The organism is Streptomyces sp. NBC_01433 (assembly GCF_026340105.1).
Classification (GTDB): Bacteria; Actinomycetota; Actinomycetes; order Streptomycetales; family Streptomycetaceae; genus Streptomyces.
Map to the genome: position 1 here is coordinate 4,094,480 of NZ_JAPEPM010000001.1, position 19,602 is coordinate 4,114,081.

16 protein-coding genes are annotated in these 19,602 nt (G+C 72.0%); 3 read left to right on the forward strand and 13 right to left on the reverse strand.

What is annotated here, in order from left to right:
• Positions 1-85: 85 nt before the first annotated feature.
• From OG413_RS18440 to OG413_RS18480, 9 genes are all read right to left on the reverse strand, one after another.
• Positions 86-1,150, reverse strand: coding sequence for a glycerophosphodiester phosphodiesterase family protein (locus OG413_RS18440; RefSeq protein ID WP_266806917.1), 1,065 nt, complete (start codon positions 1,148-1,150; stop codon positions 86-88).
• A gap of 225 nt (positions 1,151-1,375) precedes the next feature.
• A complete protein-coding gene (locus OG413_RS18445) occupies positions 1,376-2,803 on the reverse strand; it encodes an FGGY-family carbohydrate kinase (protein WP_266806918.1) in 1,428 nt (475 codons plus the stop codon).
• Positions 2,804-2,857: 54 nt separating this feature from the next.
• Positions 2,858-3,865 (reverse strand): NAD(P)-dependent oxidoreductase, encoded by a 1,008-nt coding sequence (locus OG413_RS18450; RefSeq protein WP_266810230.1) that lies wholly within the window; start codon positions 3,863-3,865, stop codon positions 2,858-2,860.
• 11 nt (positions 3,866-3,876) lie between these two features.
• On the reverse strand, positions 3,877-4,956 hold the full coding sequence (locus OG413_RS18455; RefSeq protein WP_266806920.1) for an ABC transporter ATP-binding protein: 1,080 nt from the start codon (positions 4,954-4,956) through the stop codon (positions 3,877-3,879).
• Complete coding sequence (locus tag OG413_RS18460) at positions 4,953-5,789, reverse strand: DeoR/GlpR family DNA-binding transcription regulator (RefSeq protein WP_266806922.1); 837 nt, start codon at positions 5,787-5,789, stop codon at positions 4,953-4,955. The genes OG413_RS18455 and OG413_RS18460 overlap by 4 nt, the downstream gene beginning before the upstream one ends.
• A complete protein-coding gene (locus tag OG413_RS18465; RefSeq protein ID WP_266806924.1) occupies positions 5,786-6,934 on the reverse strand; it encodes an ABC transporter ATP-binding protein in 1,149 nt (382 codons plus the stop codon). Before OG413_RS18465 ends, OG413_RS18460 begins: the two co-directional genes overlap by 4 nt.
• On the reverse strand, positions 6,931-7,986 hold the full coding sequence (locus tag OG413_RS18470; protein WP_266806926.1) for a carbohydrate ABC transporter permease: 1,056 nt from the start codon (positions 7,984-7,986) through the stop codon (positions 6,931-6,933). The genes OG413_RS18465 and OG413_RS18470 overlap by 4 nt, the downstream gene beginning before the upstream one ends.
• Positions 7,983-8,945, reverse strand: coding sequence for a carbohydrate ABC transporter permease (locus tag OG413_RS18475; protein ID WP_266806928.1), 963 nt, complete (start codon positions 8,943-8,945; stop codon positions 7,983-7,985). The genes OG413_RS18470 and OG413_RS18475 overlap by 4 nt, the downstream gene beginning before the upstream one ends.
• A 3-nt stretch (positions 8,946-8,948) precedes the next feature.
• Entirely contained in the window at positions 8,949-10,376 is a 1,428-nt protein-coding gene (locus OG413_RS18480; RefSeq protein ID WP_266806930.1) for a sugar ABC transporter substrate-binding protein, read from the reverse strand.
• 146 nt (positions 10,377-10,522) lie between these two features.
• Here OG413_RS18480 and OG413_RS18485 point away from each other — a divergent pair, with 146 nt between their 5' ends.
• Both OG413_RS18485 and OG413_RS18490 read left to right on the forward strand, forming a co-directional pair.
• On the forward strand, positions 10,523-11,947 hold the full coding sequence (locus OG413_RS18485) for an FGGY-family carbohydrate kinase (protein WP_266806931.1): 1,425 nt from the start codon (positions 10,523-10,525) through the stop codon (positions 11,945-11,947).
• The gene (locus OG413_RS18490; protein WP_266806932.1) at positions 11,944-12,630 is read left to right on the forward strand and encodes a histidine phosphatase family protein; all 687 of its coding nucleotides are present in this window, start codon (positions 11,944-11,946) and stop codon (positions 12,628-12,630) included. Before OG413_RS18485 ends, OG413_RS18490 begins: the two co-directional genes overlap by 4 nt.
• Positions 12,631-12,670: 40 nt before the next feature.
• Here the strand turns inward: OG413_RS18490 and OG413_RS18495 are convergent, their stop codons facing one another.
• Complete coding sequence (locus OG413_RS18495) at positions 12,671-14,086, reverse strand: amino acid permease (protein ID WP_266806933.1); 1,416 nt, start codon at positions 14,084-14,086, stop codon at positions 12,671-12,673.
• A gap of 119 nt (positions 14,087-14,205) precedes the next feature.
• Complete coding sequence (locus OG413_RS18500) at positions 14,206-15,714, reverse strand: amino acid permease (RefSeq protein ID WP_266806935.1); 1,509 nt, start codon at positions 15,712-15,714, stop codon at positions 14,206-14,208.
• A gap of 362 nt (positions 15,715-16,076) precedes the next feature.
• Here OG413_RS18500 and OG413_RS18505 point away from each other — a divergent pair, with 362 nt between their 5' ends.
• On the forward strand, positions 16,077-16,670 hold the full coding sequence (locus OG413_RS18505; protein ID WP_266806937.1) for a biotin transporter BioY: 594 nt from the start codon (positions 16,077-16,079) through the stop codon (positions 16,668-16,670).
• Here the strand turns inward: OG413_RS18505 and OG413_RS18510 are convergent.
• Together OG413_RS18510 and OG413_RS18515 are read right to left on the reverse strand one after the other, a co-directional pair.
• Entirely contained in the window at positions 16,651-17,943 is a 1,293-nt protein-coding gene (locus OG413_RS18510) for an FAD-binding oxidoreductase (protein WP_266806939.1), read from the reverse strand. The genes OG413_RS18505 and OG413_RS18510 overlap by 20 nt on opposite strands.
• 94 nt (positions 17,944-18,037) lie before the next feature.
• Positions 18,038-19,558, reverse strand: a complete 1,521-nt coding sequence (locus OG413_RS18515; RefSeq protein ID WP_266806941.1) for an amino acid permease — start codon at positions 19,556-19,558, stop codon at positions 18,038-18,040.
• Positions 19,559-19,602 lie beyond the last annotated feature (44 nt).

A 19,602-nucleotide genomic window follows, 5' to 3' on the forward strand; every position in this document is an offset into this window, starting at 1 on the left:
TCCGATGGCGGGCGATCGGACCGGCGACCGGCGACCGGCGACCGAGGGTCGGTGGTCGGTGGTCGGTGACCGCGCGAGGGCGGAGCTACGGCCGCAGGTCCTCCCGCGCCGCCGCCGCGATGTCCGGAAAGTCCGTCACCACCGCGTCCACGCCCTGCGCGTAGTGGAAGGCGTACTCGGCGAAGGCGTCACCGAAGTCGTTCGGTGCGGTGCCCCGGCGGTAGTGCGCCGGGAGGTACTGGTTCTCGGCGCGGAAGGTGTACGCACCGACCTTCAGGCCCGCCGCGTGCGCGTCGGCCAGCAGGGTGAGCGGCGGGACGAGCGAGGACTTGTCCGGGCCGATCCAGTCCGCGTACGAGGCGATCTCGCGCAGCCCGGCCGGAGTCATCATCTCCTTGTAGGTGCTCCCGTGGCCGTACGGGCGCCCGCTCGTGCCCAGCGCCTGCCAGAGCGGCAGGCCGAGCCGGGCCTCGGCCACCCGGTGCAGGCTGGACGGTTCGAAGGACTGGACGACACACTCCCGGGCGGTGAGGCGGTTGCGGCGGATCACCCGGATCAGCTCCGGCTCCAGCGGCAGACCGATCGAGCGGAAGTACGTGGGGTGCTTCGTCTCGGGGAAGACCGCGATCCGGCGGCCGTACTCCTTCGACAGGGCGCGGGCCAGATCGACGACCTCCTGGAACGTCATGACCTGCTGGCGGCCGTCGAAGACCGTGTTGCGGTTGCGGATCAGCGGCAGCCGCTCCACCGCCCGCAGCGTCTTCAGCTCCTTGAGCGTGAAGTCCTCGGTGAACCAGCCGGTGACGGCCTTCCCGTCGATGGTCTTCGTGGTGCGGCGGCCGGCGAACTCCGGGTGGCGGGCGACATCCGTCGTCCCGGAGATCTCGTTCTCGTGGCGCACGACCAGGACATGGTCCTTCGTCGGTACGAGGTCCGGCTCGATCCAGTCCGCGCCGGACCGCACACCGAAGGTGTAGGCGGCTGCCGTGTGTTCGGGGCGCCAGCCCGCCGCGCCGCGGTGGCCGATGACCACGGGGCCCCGGGGGCGGTGCGGACGGCGGTCCGCGGCGGAAGCGGGCGTGGTCGCCGCCGCCGCTGTCACCGCGGCGGTGGCCAGAAGGATCGAACGTCGGCCGGGGGAAGGGGACATGGGGATCTCCTCGGGTGGTGGGCGGTAGGACCACCAAAGCGATGGGGGGTTACGGCCCGGCGGACGGCGGCTTGCCGGGTCATGTACGGCCGTGGGTACGGGCTCGCGTACCGGCCCGCGTACGGGCCCCGCGTACCGCCCCGCGTACGGGCCCCGCGTACCGGCCCGCGTAAGGGCATGGACAACACCGCCGTCGGTGCCGGGCGCGGGCGTCGGCGGGCTCCGCTAAAGCGCCACCGACGGGCTCCCGGTGGTGCGGGCCCGCGTACGGGCCTCGGCGAGGCGTGCCAGGTGGTCCTCGTACGCCGTCGCGTAGAAGGCCGCCCGCCGCGGATCCGGTGTCACCACCGCCGTGGGTGCCGTCCAGGACGCCGTGTCCAGCTCCGCCCCGAAGCGCTCCGCCGCCGCGAGCACCGCACCCCGCGCCCCCACCTCCCCCTCCACGATCCGGACCGGCCTGCCCAGCACATCGGCGAACAGGCGCATCCAGGCGGGGGAGCGGGTGCCGCCGCCGCACAGGGCCAGGGTGCCGGTCAGCCCCGCGGCCTCCAGGCAGTGCCGGGCGGCGAAGCCGATGCCCTCGCAGACCGCGCGGATCAGGTCCGCCGGGGTCGACTCCAGGGATACGCCGGTGAGTTCGGCCCGCAGCCGGGGCTCGACGAACGGGGCGCGCTCGCCGGACGGCGCGAAGTACGGCAGCACCCGCACGCCGTGCGCGCCGGGCACAGTCGCGTCGAGGAGGGCGTCGAGCTGCCGGTGGCGTACGCCGGTGGTGGCCAGGATCCAGTCCAGCGCCGCCGTGCCCACCATCGCGGGCATGGCGCGCAGCCAGTGGCCGGGACGGTCGGTGGAGATGTGCAGCCCGGCCGGTTCGCCGGACAGATCGAGGCGGTCGGTGGCTACCAGCGCGGCCAGACAGGTGCCGACGATCAGCAGACCGTCGCCGGGGCGGGTGACACCCGCGCCGAGCGCGGAGGCCGGCAGGTCGTACGGGCCGTTGGACACCGGCACCCCGCTGGGCAGCCGGGCGGTCGCCACCGGGTCGCTCACCGGAGGCAGCAGCCCGGCCCGGCGGGTGAGGCCGAGCGCGGCCAGGACGTCGGGGGAGTACGCCCGGGTCACCGGGTCCAGGAACGGCATCGACGCGTCGGAGACATCGGTGGCCCGGACTCCCGTCAGCCGCTGGAACACCATGTCCTTGCAGTACAGCGCGGTGGCCGCCGCGTCCAGGGCGGCCGGTTCATGGTGGTCGAGCCAGGCCAGCACCGGACCGGGGCAGCCCGGGAACATCGCGCTGCCGGTGGCCCGGTAGACCTCATCGAAGACCCCCGACGCCAGCCAGCCGTCGACCACCTCATGGGCCCGGCCGTCCATCCAGGAGATCGCCCTGCGGACCGGGCGGCCCGCCGCGTCCACCAGCCAGACCCCGTCGCCCTGCCCGGTGAGACCGGCGAACGCCACCCCGTCCGGGCCCAGCGCGGCAAGGACCTCGCGGACCGCCCCGTACACCTCGTCCATGTCCTGTTCGACACGGCCGCCGTGGATGTCCAGCCCGACGGGGCGGGACTCCACGGCCAGGGTGCGGCCCCGTTCGTCGAAGGCGGCCGCCTTCACCAGCGAGGTGCCGACATCGATCCCGACGTACCTGGTCACGGCGCATGGCCTCCGGTCAGAGGAATTCGAGGGAGTGCGGGCGGTGTCGCGCGGTCACAGGACGTGGGCCAACGGCTCGCCCCGCGCATAGCGGGCCACCTCGTCCGCGGCGATCCGGGCCGCCTTCTCGGCGACGGCACGGCTGGCCCCCGCCACATGCGGGGTCATCAGCAGATGCGGGGTCCGGAACAGCCGGGAGGACGCGGGCGGCGGCTCCTGCTCGTACGTGTCGAGCGCAGCGGCCCCCAACTGGCCCGAATCCAGCGCGTCGCAGAGCGCGTCGGTGTCCAGCAGGCCGCCCCGTGCCGCGTTCACCAGCACCGCCCCCCGCGGCAGCAGGGCCAGCTCGCGGGCGCCGATCAGATGCCGGGTCTCCGGGGTCAGCCGGGCGTGCAGGGTCAGGACCCGGGAGCGGGCGAGCAGCGCGTCGAGCGAGACGGCGCGCATCCCGTGCACGTCGCCGCGCACATAGGGGTCGTACACCTCGACCTCGGCGCCGAACGCGCCGAGCACCCGGGCCACCCGGCTGCCGACCGCCCCGTAGCCGATCAGGCCGACCGGGACGTCCTCCAGTTCGAGGCCAGCCTGCTCGTACAGGAAGTGCGAGGCGTCCCAACGGCCCTGGGTGCGCAGGGTCTCGTGGGCCTCGGGGATGCGCCGCAGGGCGGCCAGCAGCAGGCCCACGGTGAACTCCGCGGTCGCCGCCGCGTTGCGCCCGGGGGCGAAGCACACCCGTACGCCCCGGGCACGGGCGGCCGCCGCGTTCACATTGACCGGGCCGCCCCGGCAGACGACGACGAGCCGCAGCAGGGGCGCGGCGGCGAGAACGCGCTCGGTGAACGGCCCCATCTGCGTCACGCACACCTCGATCCCGTCCAGGGCCTGGATCAGGGCGTCCTCGGCGTCGCTGGCCTCGTCGACCTCGGCGACCCTGCCGAACGGCTCCAGGGGCCAGGGGAGGGTGAGTTCCGTGATGTCCGCGTCGCCCGCCACCGTCCGGCGCAGGGCCTCGGTGATCAGCGAGGCGCGGACGAAATGGTCACCGGCTGCCAGAATCCTCATCGGGGGGCGGTTCATCGAAGTGCGTCTCCTGTTTCGGCGTCGAAGACATGGATGTGCCGCGGGTCGGCGGCGATCCGTACGGTGTCGCCCCGGCCGAGCCGTACTCCGGGTCCGGTCAGGACGACGACGGGCCCGGCCACCCCGTCCAGGGCGAGCGTGGCGATGCCCGTTTCGAGGAGGGGCTCATGGGCGGCGACCCGGGCCGGTACGCCCGTATCGCCCAGGGTGAGGTCCTCGGGCCGGATGCCCAGGACCACCGAGCGGCCCGGCGCGGTGGAGCGGTGCGGTACCGGGAAGGCCACGGTGTCCGAGAGCCGTACGCCCCCGCCGTCCATGACGCCCGGAAGCAGATTGACCGCCGGTTCCCCGACGAAGTCCGCGACGAACAGATTCGCCGGGGCGTCATAGATCTCCTCGGGCGTGCCGAGCTGCTGGATCTCGCCGTCCCGCATGACCGCGATCCGGTCGGCGAGCGACAGGGCCTCCTCCTGGTCGTGCGTCACGAGGATCGCGGTGTGTCCGGAGTCCCGCTGGATGCGTTTCAGCTCACGCCGTGTGGCGTCCCGCTGGGCGGCGTCCAGATGCGAGAGCGGTTCGTCGAGCAGCAGTACGTCGGGCTCGCGGATCAGCGCGCGGGCCAGCGCCACCCGCTGCTTCTGCCCGCTGGAGAGCGCGGCCGGGCGGGATCCGAGCAGGTCGGTGATCCCGAGACGTTCGGCCATGGCCGCCACTCTGCCGCGAATCTCGGCCCGGCCGTGGCGTCGCCGCGCCGACAGGCCGAATCCGAGGTTCTCCGCGACCGTCAGCGGCGGATACAGCGCGTAGTTCTCGAACGCGACCCCGATATTGCGCCGCTGTGCCGGGAGCGGCACGACCGAGGAGCCGCCGATGAGGATGTCGCCGCCGGTGACGGTCTCCAGACCGGCGATCATCCGCAGCGTCGTGGACTTGCCGCAGCCGGACGGGCCCAGCAGGCCCAGCAGTTCCCCGGACCGCAGCTCGACGTCGATGGACCGCACCGCCTCGACGTCCGCCGCCCGGCCCCGCCCGGTGTACGTCTTGCGCAGGGCGCGCAGGGCCAGTTCAGTCACCGTTCACCGCCACCTCCCGATGCCGTGCCGACGCCTACGCCGACGCTTGTGCCGGTCGCGCAGACCTCGTAGGGGACCTTGTGCTCGTCCAGATCGCGCAGTGCCTCGGCGGACGCCCCGTCGTCCACCAGCACCAGATCGAACCGGCTGAGCGGGGCGAGCCGGTGCAGGGCGACGCGACCCAGCTTGGAGTGGTCGAGCAGCAGGACGTTACGGGCGGCCGAGTCGAGCATCGCCCGCTTCACGGACACGATGTGCTGCTCCTGGTGGTAGGCGAAGCCGCCGGACACCGCGGACGTCGAGGTGAAGCAGACATCGACCTGGAGGGACTGCACGGCCTCCACGCAGGAGACCCCGAGGAAGGAGGAGTGCAGCGGGTCGTAGTCGCCGCCCAGGCCCATCAGATGGATGCCCCGCTCCTGCGACAACACGGTTATCGCTTCGAGGAAGTTGGTGACGACGGTGAGGGGGGTGATGGCCCGCAGCCGCCGCGCGATCTCCAGGGTCGAGGTCGAATCGTCCAGCATCACCGCCATGCCCGGCTCGATGAGCCGCACCGCCCGCTCGGCGACGGCGGCCTTCTCGGCGCGCATGGTCTTCAGCCGGTAGGCGACGTTCGACTCGAAGACGCCGGACGGCTGGGCCGTCACCCCACCGCGGAACTTACGGACGATGCCCTGCCGCTCCAGCTCGTCGAGGTCGCGGTGGATGGTCATCAGACTGACGTCGAATCGCTCGGCCAGCTCGGCGGCGCTGACCTCGCCCTCGGCGAGGACGTACTCGGCGATGGACGCCTGACGGGGGGCGGGTCCGCGCTGCTGAAGACTGCTCATGGGCTGATCCTTCGTCCTGGTCTCTCCGGCCGGTCGGCCTCGAACAACAGCAGTCTCGTCCGCGCCGTGTGGAGGCGCACCGGATCGTCGGGACGCAGGCCCGCGGCCTCGGCGCGCGGGACGACGAGGGACAGCTGCTGTTCGCCGATCCGGACGGTGACCTCGGTCGCCCGGCCCAGCACCTCGGTGATGTAGACGGAGCCCGTGAACGCGACCCCGGGTCCGCTGTCGGGCCCGCCGCCGGACGCCCCGCCGACGTCGCTCACCCGGCCTTCCCGGAGCCCGATGTCCCGGGGCCGCAGCCCCAGTTGAACGGCCGTGCCCGGCGCCGCGGGCACCGTCAGCGGCAGTTCGTACGAGTCGTCCGCCGCCCGGAACCGGCCCTCGGACGTCACCGTGCCCGGCAGCAGATTGATCCGGGGCCGACCGAAGGAACGGGCGACGAAGGTGTCGTACGGGTGGTGCCACAGCTCCTCGCGGGTGCCGCTCTGCACCAGGCGGCCGTCCCTGATCACCCCGATCCGGTCGCCGAGCGCCAGCGCCTCCACCGCGTCGTGCGTGACGTACAGCGTGGTCGTGCGCCGTACCTCGCCGATCGCCCGCAGCTCGGCGCGCATCGCCTGGCGCAGCTTGGCGTCCAGGTGCGACAGCGGCTCGTCGAGGAGGAAGGCCCGCGCCGGACGGACCAGCACCCGGCCGAGCGCGACGCGCTGGCGCTGCCCGTTCGACAGGGCGCCCACCGGCCGGTCCAGCAGGGCGCTGATCCCGAGGAGTTCGGCGGTCTCCCCGATCCGGGCCCGCACCTGGTCCGCGGGGAGGCGGTGGCGGGGCGAACGGAGCGGGGAGGCCAGATTGTCGTACGCCGTGCGGTGCGGGTACAGCGCGTACGACTCGAAGCACATGGCCACGCCCCGGTCGTACGGCTCGACGCCCGTCATGTCCGCCCCGCCCAGCTCCACCGACCCGGACTGCGGCTCCACCAGGCCCGCGACGGTCTTCAGCGTGGTCGTCTTGCCCGCGCCCGACGGGCCGAGCAGACAGTAGAACTCGCCCTCCGCCACCTCCAGGTCCAGCCCGTCCAGCGCGACGTTCCCGCCGTAGCGCAGGTGCACGGAGCGCAGCGCGATGGCGGCCGGGGCGGTCATGACTTCACCGCCCCGAACGACAGGCCCCGCACCAGATACCGCTGGATGGTCAGGGCCAGCAGCAGCGGCGGGACGGCCGAGATCAGCGCGGCGGCCGCCGTGAGGTTGTACTTGGGCCGGTCACCGCCCAGGAAGGACAGCGCGCCGACCGTCACCGTCTGGGCGTTCGACGAGGTCAGGATGAGCGGGAAGACGAAGTTGTTCCACGCGAAGATGAACGCCAGCAGCGAGACGGCCGCGATGCCGGGTTTCACCAGCGGCAGCACGACCCTGAAGAACGCCTGCTTACGGGTGTAGCCGTCCAGCAGCGCCGCCTGCTCCAGCTCCGGTGACAGATCGGAGAAGTACGAGCGCATGATCCAGACGATCAGCGGCAGCGTCACCAGCTGGAGCACCCACACCATGCCGACGTAGGTGTCGAAGAGCCCGAGCTTCTGGTAGAGCACGAACAGCGGGATGATCACGGTCAGTTCGGGGGCGAAGCGGAACGAGAGCAGCGTGAACATCAGGTTCTCCGAGCCGCGGAACCGCCACCGGGCGGCGGCGTACGCGGCGGGCAGCCCGATCACCAGTGACAGGGCCACCGCCCCCACCGACACGATCAGGCTGTTGACGAAGAAGCGCGGGAACGGCACGCCCTGGTCGTTCCCGGCGCCGAGCACCGTGCGGTACGCGTCGAGGGTCGGGGTGAACGAGAAGTACGTGCTGAACAGCTCGTTCGTCGGCTTCAGCGACAGGATCACCATCCAGACGACGGGGAACAGCGCGAAGACGAAGTAGAGGATCAGCGCCCCGTCGGCGGCCACCGACAACAGCCTTCGCCCGCCGTCCCCGGCCCGCGGTTTCGCTGTCCTGCCGTCTCCGGCCCCGGCCCGCGGTTTCGCCGCCCCGCCGTCCCCGGCCCCGGCCCGCGGTTTCGCCGCCCCGCCGTCCCCGGCCCCGGCCCCGGCCCGCGGTTTCGCCGCCCCGCCGTCCCCGGCCCCGTACCCGGCCCGCGGTTTCGCCGCCCCGCCGTCCCCGGCCCCGTACCCGTCCCGCGGTTCCCGCCTCACTTCGGCACCTCCGCCGCACGGTTCTGGATCCGGCCCAGATAGCGCACCAGCACCATCGTGACCAGGTAGACCACCGCCCACAGCACGATCATGTAGCTGATGCCGAACGAGTAGCGCTGGAAGCGGATCGCCTCCAGATACGCCCGGATCTGGAGCACCACCGTCGAGTCGCCGGGGCCGCCCTCGGTCAGCGCGTAGATGATGTCGAAGACCTTCAGCGAGTCCATGAACCGGAAGATCACCGCCACCAGGACGTACGGCCAGAGCATCGGCAGCGTGAGCCGCCGGAAGGTGAACCACCAGCCCGCCCCGTCCACCGCCGCCGCCTCGAACGGCGACACGGGCAGCGAGCGCAGCCCGGCCAGCGCGAGGATCGCGACGAACGGCGTGTACACCCACACATCGACGGCGATCGACGACAGCAGCGCCCCGGTCGGGGTGTCGGTCCACTGCACCCCGCCCAGACCGACCGGCTCCAGCAGATGGTTGATCACCCCGACCGAGGGCTGGAGCATCAGCTTCCACATGATCGCGGCGATCACCGGCGCGATCATCAGCGGCAGGATGAGGATCTTCTCCAGCACCCGCCCGACCCTGCTCGCCCGGTGCAGCAGCAGCGCCACCGACACCCCGAGCACCGTCTCGACCGCCGCCGCGCCCACCGCGTACAGCACGGTCACCCGGGCCGACTCCCAGAACGAGGACTGGGAGAAGATCCGCCGGTAGTTCTCGAACCCCACCAGGTCCGGCCGCGGCTTGCTCGCCGCGAAGTCGAACAGCGTGTAGTAGAGGCCCAGACCGAACGGATAGAGGATGCCGCCGGTCAGCAGCAGCGCCGGGACGATCAGGAGATACGGCCGCAGCGAGCGGCGCCACCTAGGCACCGGCCGTGCCGGCGCGGTCTCCTCGCCATGGACGGCCGTGCGTTCCGAGGGCGCCGGAGGCGTCGTCAGGGCCACCGGTCAGCCGATCTTCGACGCCAGATCGCCCGCGAGTCCGTTCAGCACGGACGAGGCGTTCTTCCCGCCGTAGATCTCCTGGAGCGCCGAGGCCCAGCTCGTCGTCGCGTCGAAGAACTGCTCCTGCGGGGTGAACTGGATCTTCGTCTGGTCGACGACCGCCTCGAACGTCTCGATGAAGCCGGGGATCGCCCCCATCTTGTCCCGGTACGCGGCGGCCTCGCTCACCGACCTGCGGACCGGATCGATGTGGTTGTCCTGGACCGCGCCCTTGAGCAGATGCTCCTTGCCGGTCGCCCACTGGAGGAACAGCCAGGCCGCCGGCTTGTTGCGGCTCCTGGCGTTCATGCCCAGCGACCAGATCCACATGTTCGTCGCGAGCGAGCCGCCCGGCCCCTTCGGACCGGGGTGGAAGGCGATCTTCCCGGAGGCCGGGGAGGCCCCCTCCACCGCCTGGAAGTACGCGGCGGTGTCCGCGTCGAACAGCATCCCGGCCTTCTTCGCGCCGAGGTCGCTGGAGCACTGGTACCAGGTGTACGAGGTCCAGGACGGCGGCCCGCCCTTCCTGACCATCTCCGCCCAGTCCCCGGTGAACGCGATGGCCTCCGGGGAGTTCATCGCGGGCTTCACCTTCCCGCCCGCGACGGTGAAGTCCTTCAGCCCGTTGCGCGCGTACATCGTCATGAAGCCGGGGTGGATCGTGGCCCAGCTGCGCGACCCGCGCACCGCGACCCCGTACATCCCGTCGAATCCCGCGCCCGGTGCCTTGCGGGTGATGGTCCCGGCCAGCTCGCGCAGCTCGTCGAAGGACTCGGCGGGTTTCAGCCCGAGCTTCTTGAACACCTCGGTGTTGTACGCGACGACGTTCGTCTCCCAGCCCCACGGCAGCGCGTACTGCCCGCCCTGTCCGAGCGGGGCGCCCGCCTTCAGGGACCACTGGCCGGCCTGGAGCAGATTCGGGTAGAAGTCCGCCTGGTCCCATGCGGACCCGGTCGCCGAGGAGTTGCGCATCCACGGCCCGAGGTCCTCCAGCCAGCCGGGCGGACCGTACTGCCACACCATGTACGCGCCGAGCATGAACACGTCGTACGAGGCACGCCCGCTGGAGAGGTCGACGGTGAGCTTGTCGAAGTAGTTGTCCTCGGGGAAGACGTCGTACTCGACCTTGATGCCCGTCTTCTCGGTGAACGCCTTCAGATCGGCGATCAGGGCGTCGGTGTACGGGTGTTTGTTGAGCAGCGCCTTGACGGTCTTGCCCTCGGCCCGCTTCCAGTCGAAGGCGCCGGTGACATCGTCGGCCGCGGAGCCGCCCCCGCCGGAGGTGTCACCGCCGAAGCCCGCCCCGCAGGCGGACAGCAGCGGAGCTGCGGATGCTGCGGCTGCCGCGCCGAGAGCGACTAAGCGGCGCCGGTCGTGCCCGTGCCTGTCCATCCGTGACCTCCACGGTCCGGCCGGAGATGCTGATCACACAATGTGCTGATTGGTTAACAGAGCTTGGAACAACACAAGTTGCCCGTCAATCCCTCGCACAAGTGAAATTCTCAGTGCACAGTGAGAAGTTCACAGAGGGAGCCGATATGTGGATGGGCATCGATCTCGGAACGCAGAGCGTCCGCGCGGTCCTCGCCTCCGACCGCGGGAAGATCCTCGGCAGCGGGTCGGCCCCGCTCGGCGGCAGGCGCGACGGCGCACGCCACGAACAGCTGCCGGACCACTGGTGGACGGCGGTGTGCGCGGCGACCCGGCAGGCGCTGCGCGAGGGTCCCGCGCCCCGGGCGCTCGCGGTCTGCTCCACCTCCGGCACGGTCCTGCTCGCCGACCGCACCGGACGGCCGCTCACCCCCGCACTGATGTACGACGACGGGCGCGCCGGAGCGGAGGCGGCCAGGGCCGGGACACCACCGACCTGGGCGCTGCCCAAGGTGATGTGGCTGCTGAGGGAGTACGGGGGAGGGAGCGACGGCGTCCGCGTGACGCACCAGGCCGATTTCGTCCTGGCGCGGCTCGCCGGGCACCCGCTGCCCACCGACTCCAGCCATGCCCTCAAGACCGGCTACGTGCTGGCGGACGACGACTGGCCGCACGCGGAATTCGCCGGACTCGGCCTGCCCGAGGGGCTGTTCCCCCAGGTGGTGCGGCCCGGTCGGCGGATCGGCGAGGTGGGGCGCGCGGCGGCCGAGGAGACCGGCATTCCGGCGGGCACGCCCGTGGTGGCCGGGATGACGGACGGCTGCGCGGCACAGATCGCCTCGGGCGCGCTGACCGTCGGCTCCTGGAACGCGGTGCTCGGCACGACCCTGGTGCTCAAGGGGGTCACCGACGCACCGGTCACCGACCGGACCGGGGTCGTCTACAACCACCGCGCCCCCGACGGGAGCTGGCTGCCCGGCGGCGCGTCCGGGACCGGCGGCGGGGCGCTGACCGCCGCCTTCCCGGAGGCGGACCCGGCCCGGCTGGACGCGCTGGCCGCCCGGCTCGGGCCGTCGGACGTGGTGGCGTACCCGCTGGTGGCGCGAGGCGAGCGCTTCCCCTTCCTCGCCCCCGACGCCACCGGCTTCCTGCTCGGCGAACCCGCGTCGGACGCCGAGCACTGGGCGGCGCTCCTGACGGGCGTCGGACTGGTCGAACGGCTCTGCCTCGACTACCTCGACCTGCTCGGCGCGCCCGTGCGCGGCCCGCTCACGTTCACCGGCGGCGCCGTCCGCAGCGACCACTGGAACCGGCTGCGCGCCGACATCCTCGGCCGGACCGTCCACCTCCCGCAGCACAGCGAACCCGCCCTCGGCATGGCCGTCCTCGCCGCGTACGGGGCGGGGGCCGCGGACACCGTGCAGGAGGCCGCGGGCCGGATGGTGCGGCTGCGGCAGACCCTGCACCCGGACCCGGCGCGTACCGCCCGCCATCTTCAGCCGTACCGCACGCTGGTGGACGAACTGGAACGGCGCGGCTGGCTCCCGGGCACCGTCGCCGCGCACGCCCGCACCCGAACGGAGCACCCATGACCGCGAGTCCGCCTCCCACCACGCTGCTGCTCGCCCGCCACGGGCAGACCGTCTGGCACGCGGAGAACCGCTACGCCGGAGTGAGCGATGTCGCCCTCACGGACGAGGGGAGGCGTCAGGCGGAGCGACTGGGGCGGTGGGCGGCCCGGCACCCGGTCGACGCGATCTGGACCTCCACCGTCCCCCGCGCCATGGAGACCGCCGACCCGGCCTGCCGGGCGCTCGGCCTCGTACCGATGCGTGAACACGGGCTGCGCGAGTGCGACTTCGGGGTGGTGGAGGGGCGCACCCTCGCCGAGTTCGCCGCCGAGGACCCGGAGCGGGCACAGGCGTTCCGGGCCGACCCGGTGGCCAACCCGTTCCCGGGCGCCGAGGACCCCCGGGCGGCGGCGGCCCGGGGGACGGCGGCCCTGCGCCGCATCGCCGCGGGCGGACCGGGCGGGCGGATCCTGGTCGTCGCGCACAACACGCTGCTGCGCCTGGTCCTGTGCGAACTGCTGGGCATCCCCCTGGGCTCCTACCGCAGGGTCTTCCCGCGGCTGCGGAACGCGGCGGTGAGCGAGATCCGCCTGTCGGGCGAGGGTGGCGGGGGTGGGGCGCTGCTCTCCCTGAACGTGCCGTGCGACGACCCGGGCCCGTCCGGCGACTCGGGCCCGTACGACTCGGGCCCGTCCGGCGCCTGAGGCGTCGCTGCCGGCGCGGACGGGCCCGAGGGCGCGGCGGTCACTCCGCGGTGGCGCCCCGGCGCTGCCGCAGCAGCCCCACGACGATCAGCACCGCGGTCAGCGCCCCCGTGGCCAACAGCTGATCGCGCGTGCCGGGCTGCCGCAGCATCAGCAGGAAGATGCCGGCCATCGCCGCCAGCGCGAGCACGGTGCCCACCGGGAACAGCCACATCCGCACCACCAGCTTCTCCGGCGCCTCCCGCTCCATCCGGCCGCGCAGGATCAGCTGCGAGGCGGCGATGAAGACCCACACCACCAGGATCACCGCGCCGATCATGTTGAGCAGCCACGGGAAGACGTCGTCCGGCCGCCAGTAGCTGAGCAGCACGCACAGGAAGCCGAAGACGGAGGAGACGAGAACGGCCGTGCGCGGCACCCCGGAGGTGATCCGGCCCAGCCGCTTCGGGCCCTGGCCCCGTGCGACGAGCGAGCAGGCCATGCGCGAGGCGCCGTAGATGTTGGCGTTCATCGCGGAGAGCAGCGCGATCAGGATGACCACGTTCATGATCTCCGCCGCGCCGCTGATGCCGAGGTGGTCCAGTGCCGCGTAGAACGGGCCGACCTCGACGACCTTCGGGTCGTCCCACGGCACCAGCGCGACGATGACCGCCATCGAGCCGACGTAGAACACCGCGATGCGCCACATCGCCGTCCGGACCGCCTTCGCGACGCCCCGCACCGGGTCCTCGGACTCGGCGGCTGCGATGGTGACGGTCTCCAGACCGCCGTAGGCGAAGACGGAGGCGAGCAGTCCGATGATGAAGCCGTCGGAGCCGTTGGGCAGGAAGCCGCCGTCACCCGTGAGGTTGGAGGCGCCGGGCGCGTCCGTGCCGGGCAGCACGCCGAGGATCGCCAGCACACCCAGGACGAGGAAGAGCGTGATCGCGACCACCTTCAGCGCGGCGAACCAGAACTCGAACTCGCCGAACTTCTTCACGGCGGCGAGATTCGTCCCGAGGAACATCACCATGAACAGCGCGACCCAGGCCCACTCCGGGGTGCCGGGCAGCCAGCCGGTGACGATCTTCGCGGCGCCGATGCCCTCCAGGCCGACGGCGACGCACAGGAGCACCCAGAACGCCCATCCGGCGGTGAAGCCCGCCCAGGGGCCGATCGCGCGTTCCGCGTGGACGGAGAAGGAACCGGAGGCCGGATTCGCGGCGGACATCTCGCCGAGCATGCGCATCACGAACATGACCAGCAGCCCGGAAATCCCGTAGGCGATGACGATCGAGGGCCCGGCGGCGGCGATGCCCGCGCCCGAACCGACGAACAGCCCGGCCCCGATGACGCCGCCCAGGGCGATCATCGAGAGGTGGCGCTGCTTGAGGCCGTGGGTGAGAGCGGAGTCGGCCGTGACGGTGCCGGTGGCTGCGGAGTCAGCGGTGGGGGGAGACGCGGAGGTCCGAGGCATGGACGAGCTCAGTTCGGTAGGTGAGACGGGGACGAGCCCACAGTCTGGGCACGGCCCCCGCTCACAAGGAACAGCTGTCCGCTATACGGTCACGAGGCTCACACAAGGTGCGCACGCGCCTACTCCCGAGTAGCTCCCGGCCGGGTCCGGAACTCCCGCACCACCGATACCAGCAGCACCAGCGCCGTCGCCCCGGCCGACCACAGCACCTGCGGGCGGGCCGCGTCATCGCTCAGCATCAGCAGCAGCACCCCGAACAGACCGGCCAGCGTCAGCCAGGTCAGATACGGGAAACACCACATCCGCAGGGTCAGCGCCTCGGGTGCCTCGCGCTCGATCCGGGCGCGCAGCCGCAGCTGCGAGGCGGCGATCAGGGCCCAGACGAACAGCAGCACCGCGCCGACCGAGTTGAGCAGGTAGAGGAAGACCGTGTCCGGCCACCGCAGATTGAGCAGGACGGAGACGAAGCCGAAGGCCACCGACGCGAGCACCGCCCGCCGCGGCACACCGCCTCCCGTACCGCCGCTGCCCCCTGCCGTGCCGCCGCCTTCCGTACCGCTGTCGTCACCGCCGTCTCCCGTACCGCCGTCGTCCTCGGCTCCGCGTTTGCGTCCGCCGCCGCCCGACACCTTCAGCAGTCCGCGCGGCGCCTCGCCGCGCTCGGCCAGCGAGAAGATCATCCGCGAGGAGCCGTACAGATTGGCGTTGAGCGCGGAGAGCAGCGCCACGAACACCACGATGTTCATGATCTGCCCGGCGGACGGCACCCCGATGGAGTCCAGCACCTTCACATACGGGCTGAGCCCGGCCTGCTGCGCGGTCCACGGCAGCACGGTCACGATGACCAGCATCGAACCGACGTAGAAGAAGAGGATGCGCACCACCGCGCTGCGCACCGCGCGCCCCACCGCCCGCGCCGGATCGTCGGTCTCGGCCGCCGCGATGGTGACGACCTCCAGGCCGCCGAAGGCGAAGACCACGGTCAGTACGCCGGAGACCACCCCGTCCCAGCCGTTCGGCAGGAAGCCGCCCTGCCCGGTGAGGTTGGTCATCCCGACCGGATCGGTGTCCGGGAGCAGACCGAAGACCGCCAGCAGCCCCAGCACCAGGAACGCCACGATCGCGCCGACCTTGAGCGCGGCGAACCAGAACTCGAACTCCCCGAAGTTCTTCACGGCGGTCAGGTTGGCCACCGTGAACACCACCATGAAGACCAGCACCCAGGCCCACGGTTCCATCCCCGGCACCCAGCCGTGGGCGATCTGCGCGGCGGCCGTCGCCTCCACGGCGAGCACCACCACCAGCAGGAACCAGTAGAGCCACCCGGCGCTGAACCCGGCCCAGCGGCCGAGCGCCCGCTCCGCGTGCACGGAGAACGAACCGGAGGCCGGCATGGCGGCCGACATCTCGCCGAGCATCCGCATCACCAGCATCGCGAGCGTTCCCGCGATCAGGTACGAGACGACGATGGCCGGGCCCGCCACCGCGATCCCGGCGCCCGACCCGACGAACAGCCCGGCCCCGATCACCCCGCCCAGGCCGAGCATCGTCAGATGCCGCTGTTTCAGGCCGTGGGAGAGCGGCTCGGCCGGTACGGGGGAGTGCGTGGGGGGAGGCGCGTCGTGCATGGGGTGCGGGTCACTCTCGGCTCATTCGGACCGACCGGTCTTATGGGGAACCTACAGTCTCACGCCGCGAGTCCCCTCCCGGCAGAAGGCACCCGCTCCGCCCCAGGCTCAGTGACGAGCGTCACGCCCGCGGATGATTGCGGGCCGGTCTTTGTGCGAACCCCACCATCCCCTCCGTCACCGCTTTGTGGGCGGCTGACGGTGATCGAGCGTTAACCCGTGGGCTAACGTCAACTCCAGTCCGTCTCCACCCGGCTGTTCCCACCGGATGTCCCAACCGACTGTTCCCACCGGATGTCCCCAGCCCGCCTGCACCCACCGTGCTCGCACCCACCCTGCCTGCCCTCACCCGCGGAGTCCCGATGAGCACTGCTGTCGCACCCGTCCGTTCCGGAGCGGTCCTCGCCGACCTGCTGCCCGCAGCCCGGCACCGTTACGCCGTCGACACGGCCCTGGTCATGGGCGGCGCCGCCCTCACCGGCATCGCGGCCCAGATCGCCGTCCCGGTCCCCGGCTCCCCGGTCCCCGTCACGGGCCAGACCTTCGCCGCGCTCCTCATCGGCACCGCGCTGGGCGCCCGCCGCGGCTTCCTCTCGCTCGCCCTGTACGCGCTCGTCGGCATGGCCGGCATGCCGTGGTTCTCCGAGGGCTCCTCCGGTGCGGGCGGCGCCTCGTTCGGCTATGTGCTCGGCATGCTGCTCGCCGCCACCGTGGTCGGCTCTCTCGCCCGCCGCGGCGGCGACCGCTCCGTACTGCGCACCGCGGGCACGATGGCGGTCGGCTCCGCGGTGATCTACGCGGTCGGCGTGCCGTACCTCGCGTTCTCCACCGGGATGTCGATGGGCGCGGCCGTCGCGGCCGGTCTGGTGCCGTTCCTGATCGGCGACGCCCTCAAGGCGGCGCTGGCCATGGGTGCGCTGCCCGCGTCCTGGAAGCTCATCGGGCGCCGCGGCTGATGCCGTAGGGCCCTCGCAGGAGGCTCGCCGGATCGTACTGGGAGACCAGACCGGCGAGCCTTTCGCGTGTCCGGGGGTCGTGGAAGTCCTCGGTGCGGTCGCCGCCGCCGAAGGAGAAGTTCAGCGACCGGCCCAGGACGTCCGGGGCCAGCACCCCGGACACCCGCCCGTACAGCTCCCGTACCGCCGCGACGTCCGTACCGTCCAGCGGGGACAGCAGCCGCAGCAGGAAGCCCGCCTCGCGGTACGGCACCGCGTTGTCCACCCCGGGCCGTTCGGCCAGCGCCCCGCCCAGGTGGTTGAGCTGAACCACCGTCATCATCGGCGCCTTCGGCCCGGTCAGCTCCAGCACCCGCCCCGCCCGCCCCGCGTCCAGCTCCCCGAGCAGCGCGCTGTCTCCGTAGTAGGCGTGCGGGAACGGCGGGTCGCTGTGAATGGTGTGGCTGTCGGTGTACGGCATCTCCCGTAGCGAATCCGCGAGCGCGGGCCCGATCGCGCGCAGCGGCGCGACCAGCCGCTCGCCCTCGGCCGTACCGCCCGTGAACGCCACCCGCACCGAGACCACGTACCGCCCCCGCAGCGGCTCGGGCAGCTGCGGGGCGTCGGGGTACTGGATCGCCGCGAGCGAGGAGTTGAGGCTCCGCGGAACCGTCCGGGTCCACTCCAGATACCGGCCCAGCACCTCGTCGGCCCCCGCCCCGTCGAAGGCGACCGAGCCGCCGTACAGCCGGTCCACCGCCACCAGGCCGATCTCCAGGCCCGTCACCACCCCCAGGCGGTGCCCGCCGCCGCGCAGGCCCCAGAACAGCTCGGGCTCGCTGTCCGCGGTGACCCGGCGCGCCACCCCGTCGGCGGTCACCACGTCGAGGGAGCGCACATGGTCGGCGGCGTACCCGAACTCCCGGGCCAGCAGGCCCAGCCCGCCGCCGAGCGTGTAGGAGACGGCGCCCACGGACGGGGCCGAGCCGTTCAGCGGGGCGAGCCCGTGCGGGGCGGCGGCCGCGATCACCTGCCCCCAGGTGGCGCCCGCCCCGAGCAGGGCGGTGCGGCGCCCCGGATCGATCCGTACGGAGTCCATCCGGCGGGTGCTGATCAGTACGCCGCCCTCGACGGGGCCGGGCAGCCCGTGCCCGGTGGCGTGGACCGCGATCCGCAGCCCGCGCCCGGCGGCGTACGCCACGGCGGCGCGCACGTCATCGGCGCCGGTGGCCTCGACGACGCGGTCGGGACGGATCGGGAAGCCGGTCTGGAAGGTGTCAGGCGCGTACGTCATGAGGGGAGGCTCTCCATTCGCCCGCGACGCACCCGGTGGGCGTCGCGGGGGAGAGCCTCCCCGGTAAACCTGACATCGGCCGTCAGGTATCAGTTCACTCGTCGGCCTGCGCCTCGTCGGCCTGCGCCTCGTCGGCCTGCGCCTCGTCGGCCTGCGCCTCGTCGGCCTGCGCCTCGGTGGCCGGTGCCTTGGCGGCCTTGCGGCCGCGCGCCTCACGTACCAGCGAGATCGCCACCACCAGCGCCGCGACCAGCAACGAGAGCAGCACCTGCTCACGTCCGGCGTCGTCGGTCAGCATGTAGACCAGGACGAAGGAGATCATCGCGATCGTCGCCCAGGTCAGATACGGGAACAGCCACATCCGTACGACGAGCTTCTCCGGGGATTCGCGCAGGATGATCCCGCGCATCCGCAGCTGGGTGAAGCAGATGACCAGCCAGACGAACAGGGCGACGGCGCCCGAGGAGTTCAGCAGGAACTGGAAGACGGTGTCGGGCCACTGGTAGTTGAAGAACACCGCGACGAAGCCGAACACCACGGAGGACAGGATCGCCGTCTGCGGCACCCCGCGCTTGTTCACCCGGGCGAAGGCACTCGGCGCGTCTCCCCGGCCGCCGAGGGAGAACGCCATCCGGGAGGCCGTGTAGAGGCCGGAGTTCAGACAGGACAGCACGGCCGTCAGCACGATGACATCCATGACCTGGCCCGCGTGCGGGATGCCGATGGAGTTGAGCGCGGCGACGTACGAACCCTCCTTGAGGATCGACGGGTCGTTCCACGGCAGCAGGGTCAGGACGACGAAGATCGAGCCCAGGTAGAAGACCGCGATCCGCCAGATCACGCTGTTGGTCGCCTTGGACACGGCACGCTGCGGGTCCTCGGACTCACCGGCCGCCAGGGTCACGATCTCGCTGCCCATGAACGAGAAGACGACCATCAGCACACCGGTGAGGATGGCGCCCGGCCCCTCGGGGAAGAACCCTCCGCTGTCGGTGAGATGCGCGAGCCCGGAACCGGGGTTGTCCGACCCCGGCAGCAGTCCGAAGACGGCGAGCAGACCGATGACCACGAAGGCGCCGATCGCCACGACCTTGATCCCGGCGAACCAGAACTCGAACTCCCCGTACGAACCGACCGAGACCAGGTTCGTCGCGGTGAGCACGATCATCACGATCAGGGCCCAGGCCCACTGCGGCACGCCCGGGATCCAGCCCTCCAGGATCTTGGCACCGGCGGTCGCCTCGACGGCCAGCACCACGACCCAGAAGAACCAGTACAGCCAGCCGATGGAGAAGCCCGCCCAGCGGCCCAGCGCCTGGTCGGCATAGGCGGAGAAGGAGCCGGAGCTCGGCCGGGCGACGGCCATCTCGCCCAGCATCCGCATCACGAACACGACCATCAGGCCGACGAGCGCGTACGACAGGAGAATGGCCGGTCCCGCGGCGGCGATGCCCGCGCTGGACCCCACGAAGAGGCCCGCACCGATCACACCGCCGATCGCGATCATCGAGAGGTGGCGGTTCTTCAGACCGGCCTGGAGCCCGTCCGGGGAGACCGGCTTTTCCGGCTCACCGGGCCCCTGGCCCGACTTCGCCAGCGTCGTCTGCGACGTCATGGAACGGATCCTTACGTTTACGGGCACGCGGGTCGGCTCCGACT

Bases quoted from the DNA above. Each gene is read 5' to 3' on its own strand.
- OG413_RS18440 (WP_266806917.1), bottom strand. From the start codon at position 1,150: ATGTCCCCTTCCCCCGGCCGACGTTCGATCCTTCTGGCCACCGCCGCG.
- OG413_RS18450 (WP_266810230.1), bottom strand. From the start codon at position 3,865: ATGAGGATTCTGGCAGCCGGTGACCATTTCGTCCGCGCCTCGCTGATC.
- OG413_RS18460 (WP_266806922.1), bottom strand. From the start codon at position 5,789: ATGAGCAGTCTTCAGCAGCGCGGACCCGCCCCCCGTCAGGCGTCCATC.
- OG413_RS18465 (WP_266806924.1), bottom strand. From the start codon at position 6,934: ATGACCGCCCCGGCCGCCATCGCGCTGCGCTCCGTGCACCTGCGCTAC.
- OG413_RS18480 (WP_266806930.1), bottom strand. From the start codon at position 10,376: ATGGACAGGCACGGGCACGACCGGCGCCGCTTAGTCGCTCTCGGCGCG.
- OG413_RS18485 (WP_266806931.1), top strand. From the start codon at position 10,523: ATGTGGATGGGCATCGATCTCGGAACGCAGAGCGTCCGCGCGGTCCTC.
- OG413_RS18490 (WP_266806932.1), top strand. From the start codon at position 11,944: ATGACCGCGAGTCCGCCTCCCACCACGCTGCTGCTCGCCCGCCACGGG.
- OG413_RS18495 (WP_266806933.1), bottom strand. From the start codon at position 14,086: ATGCCTCGGACCTCCGCGTCTCCCCCCACCGCTGACTCCGCAGCCACC.
- OG413_RS18500 (WP_266806935.1), bottom strand. From the start codon at position 15,714: ATGCACGACGCGCCTCCCCCCACGCACTCCCCCGTACCGGCCGAGCCG.
- OG413_RS18505 (WP_266806937.1), top strand. From the start codon at position 16,077: ATGAGCACTGCTGTCGCACCCGTCCGTTCCGGAGCGGTCCTCGCCGAC.
- OG413_RS18510 (WP_266806939.1), bottom strand. From the start codon at position 17,943: ATGACGTACGCGCCTGACACCTTCCAGACCGGCTTCCCGATCCGTCCC.
- OG413_RS18515 (WP_266806941.1), bottom strand. From the start codon at position 19,558: ATGACGTCGCAGACGACGCTGGCGAAGTCGGGCCAGGGGCCCGGTGAG.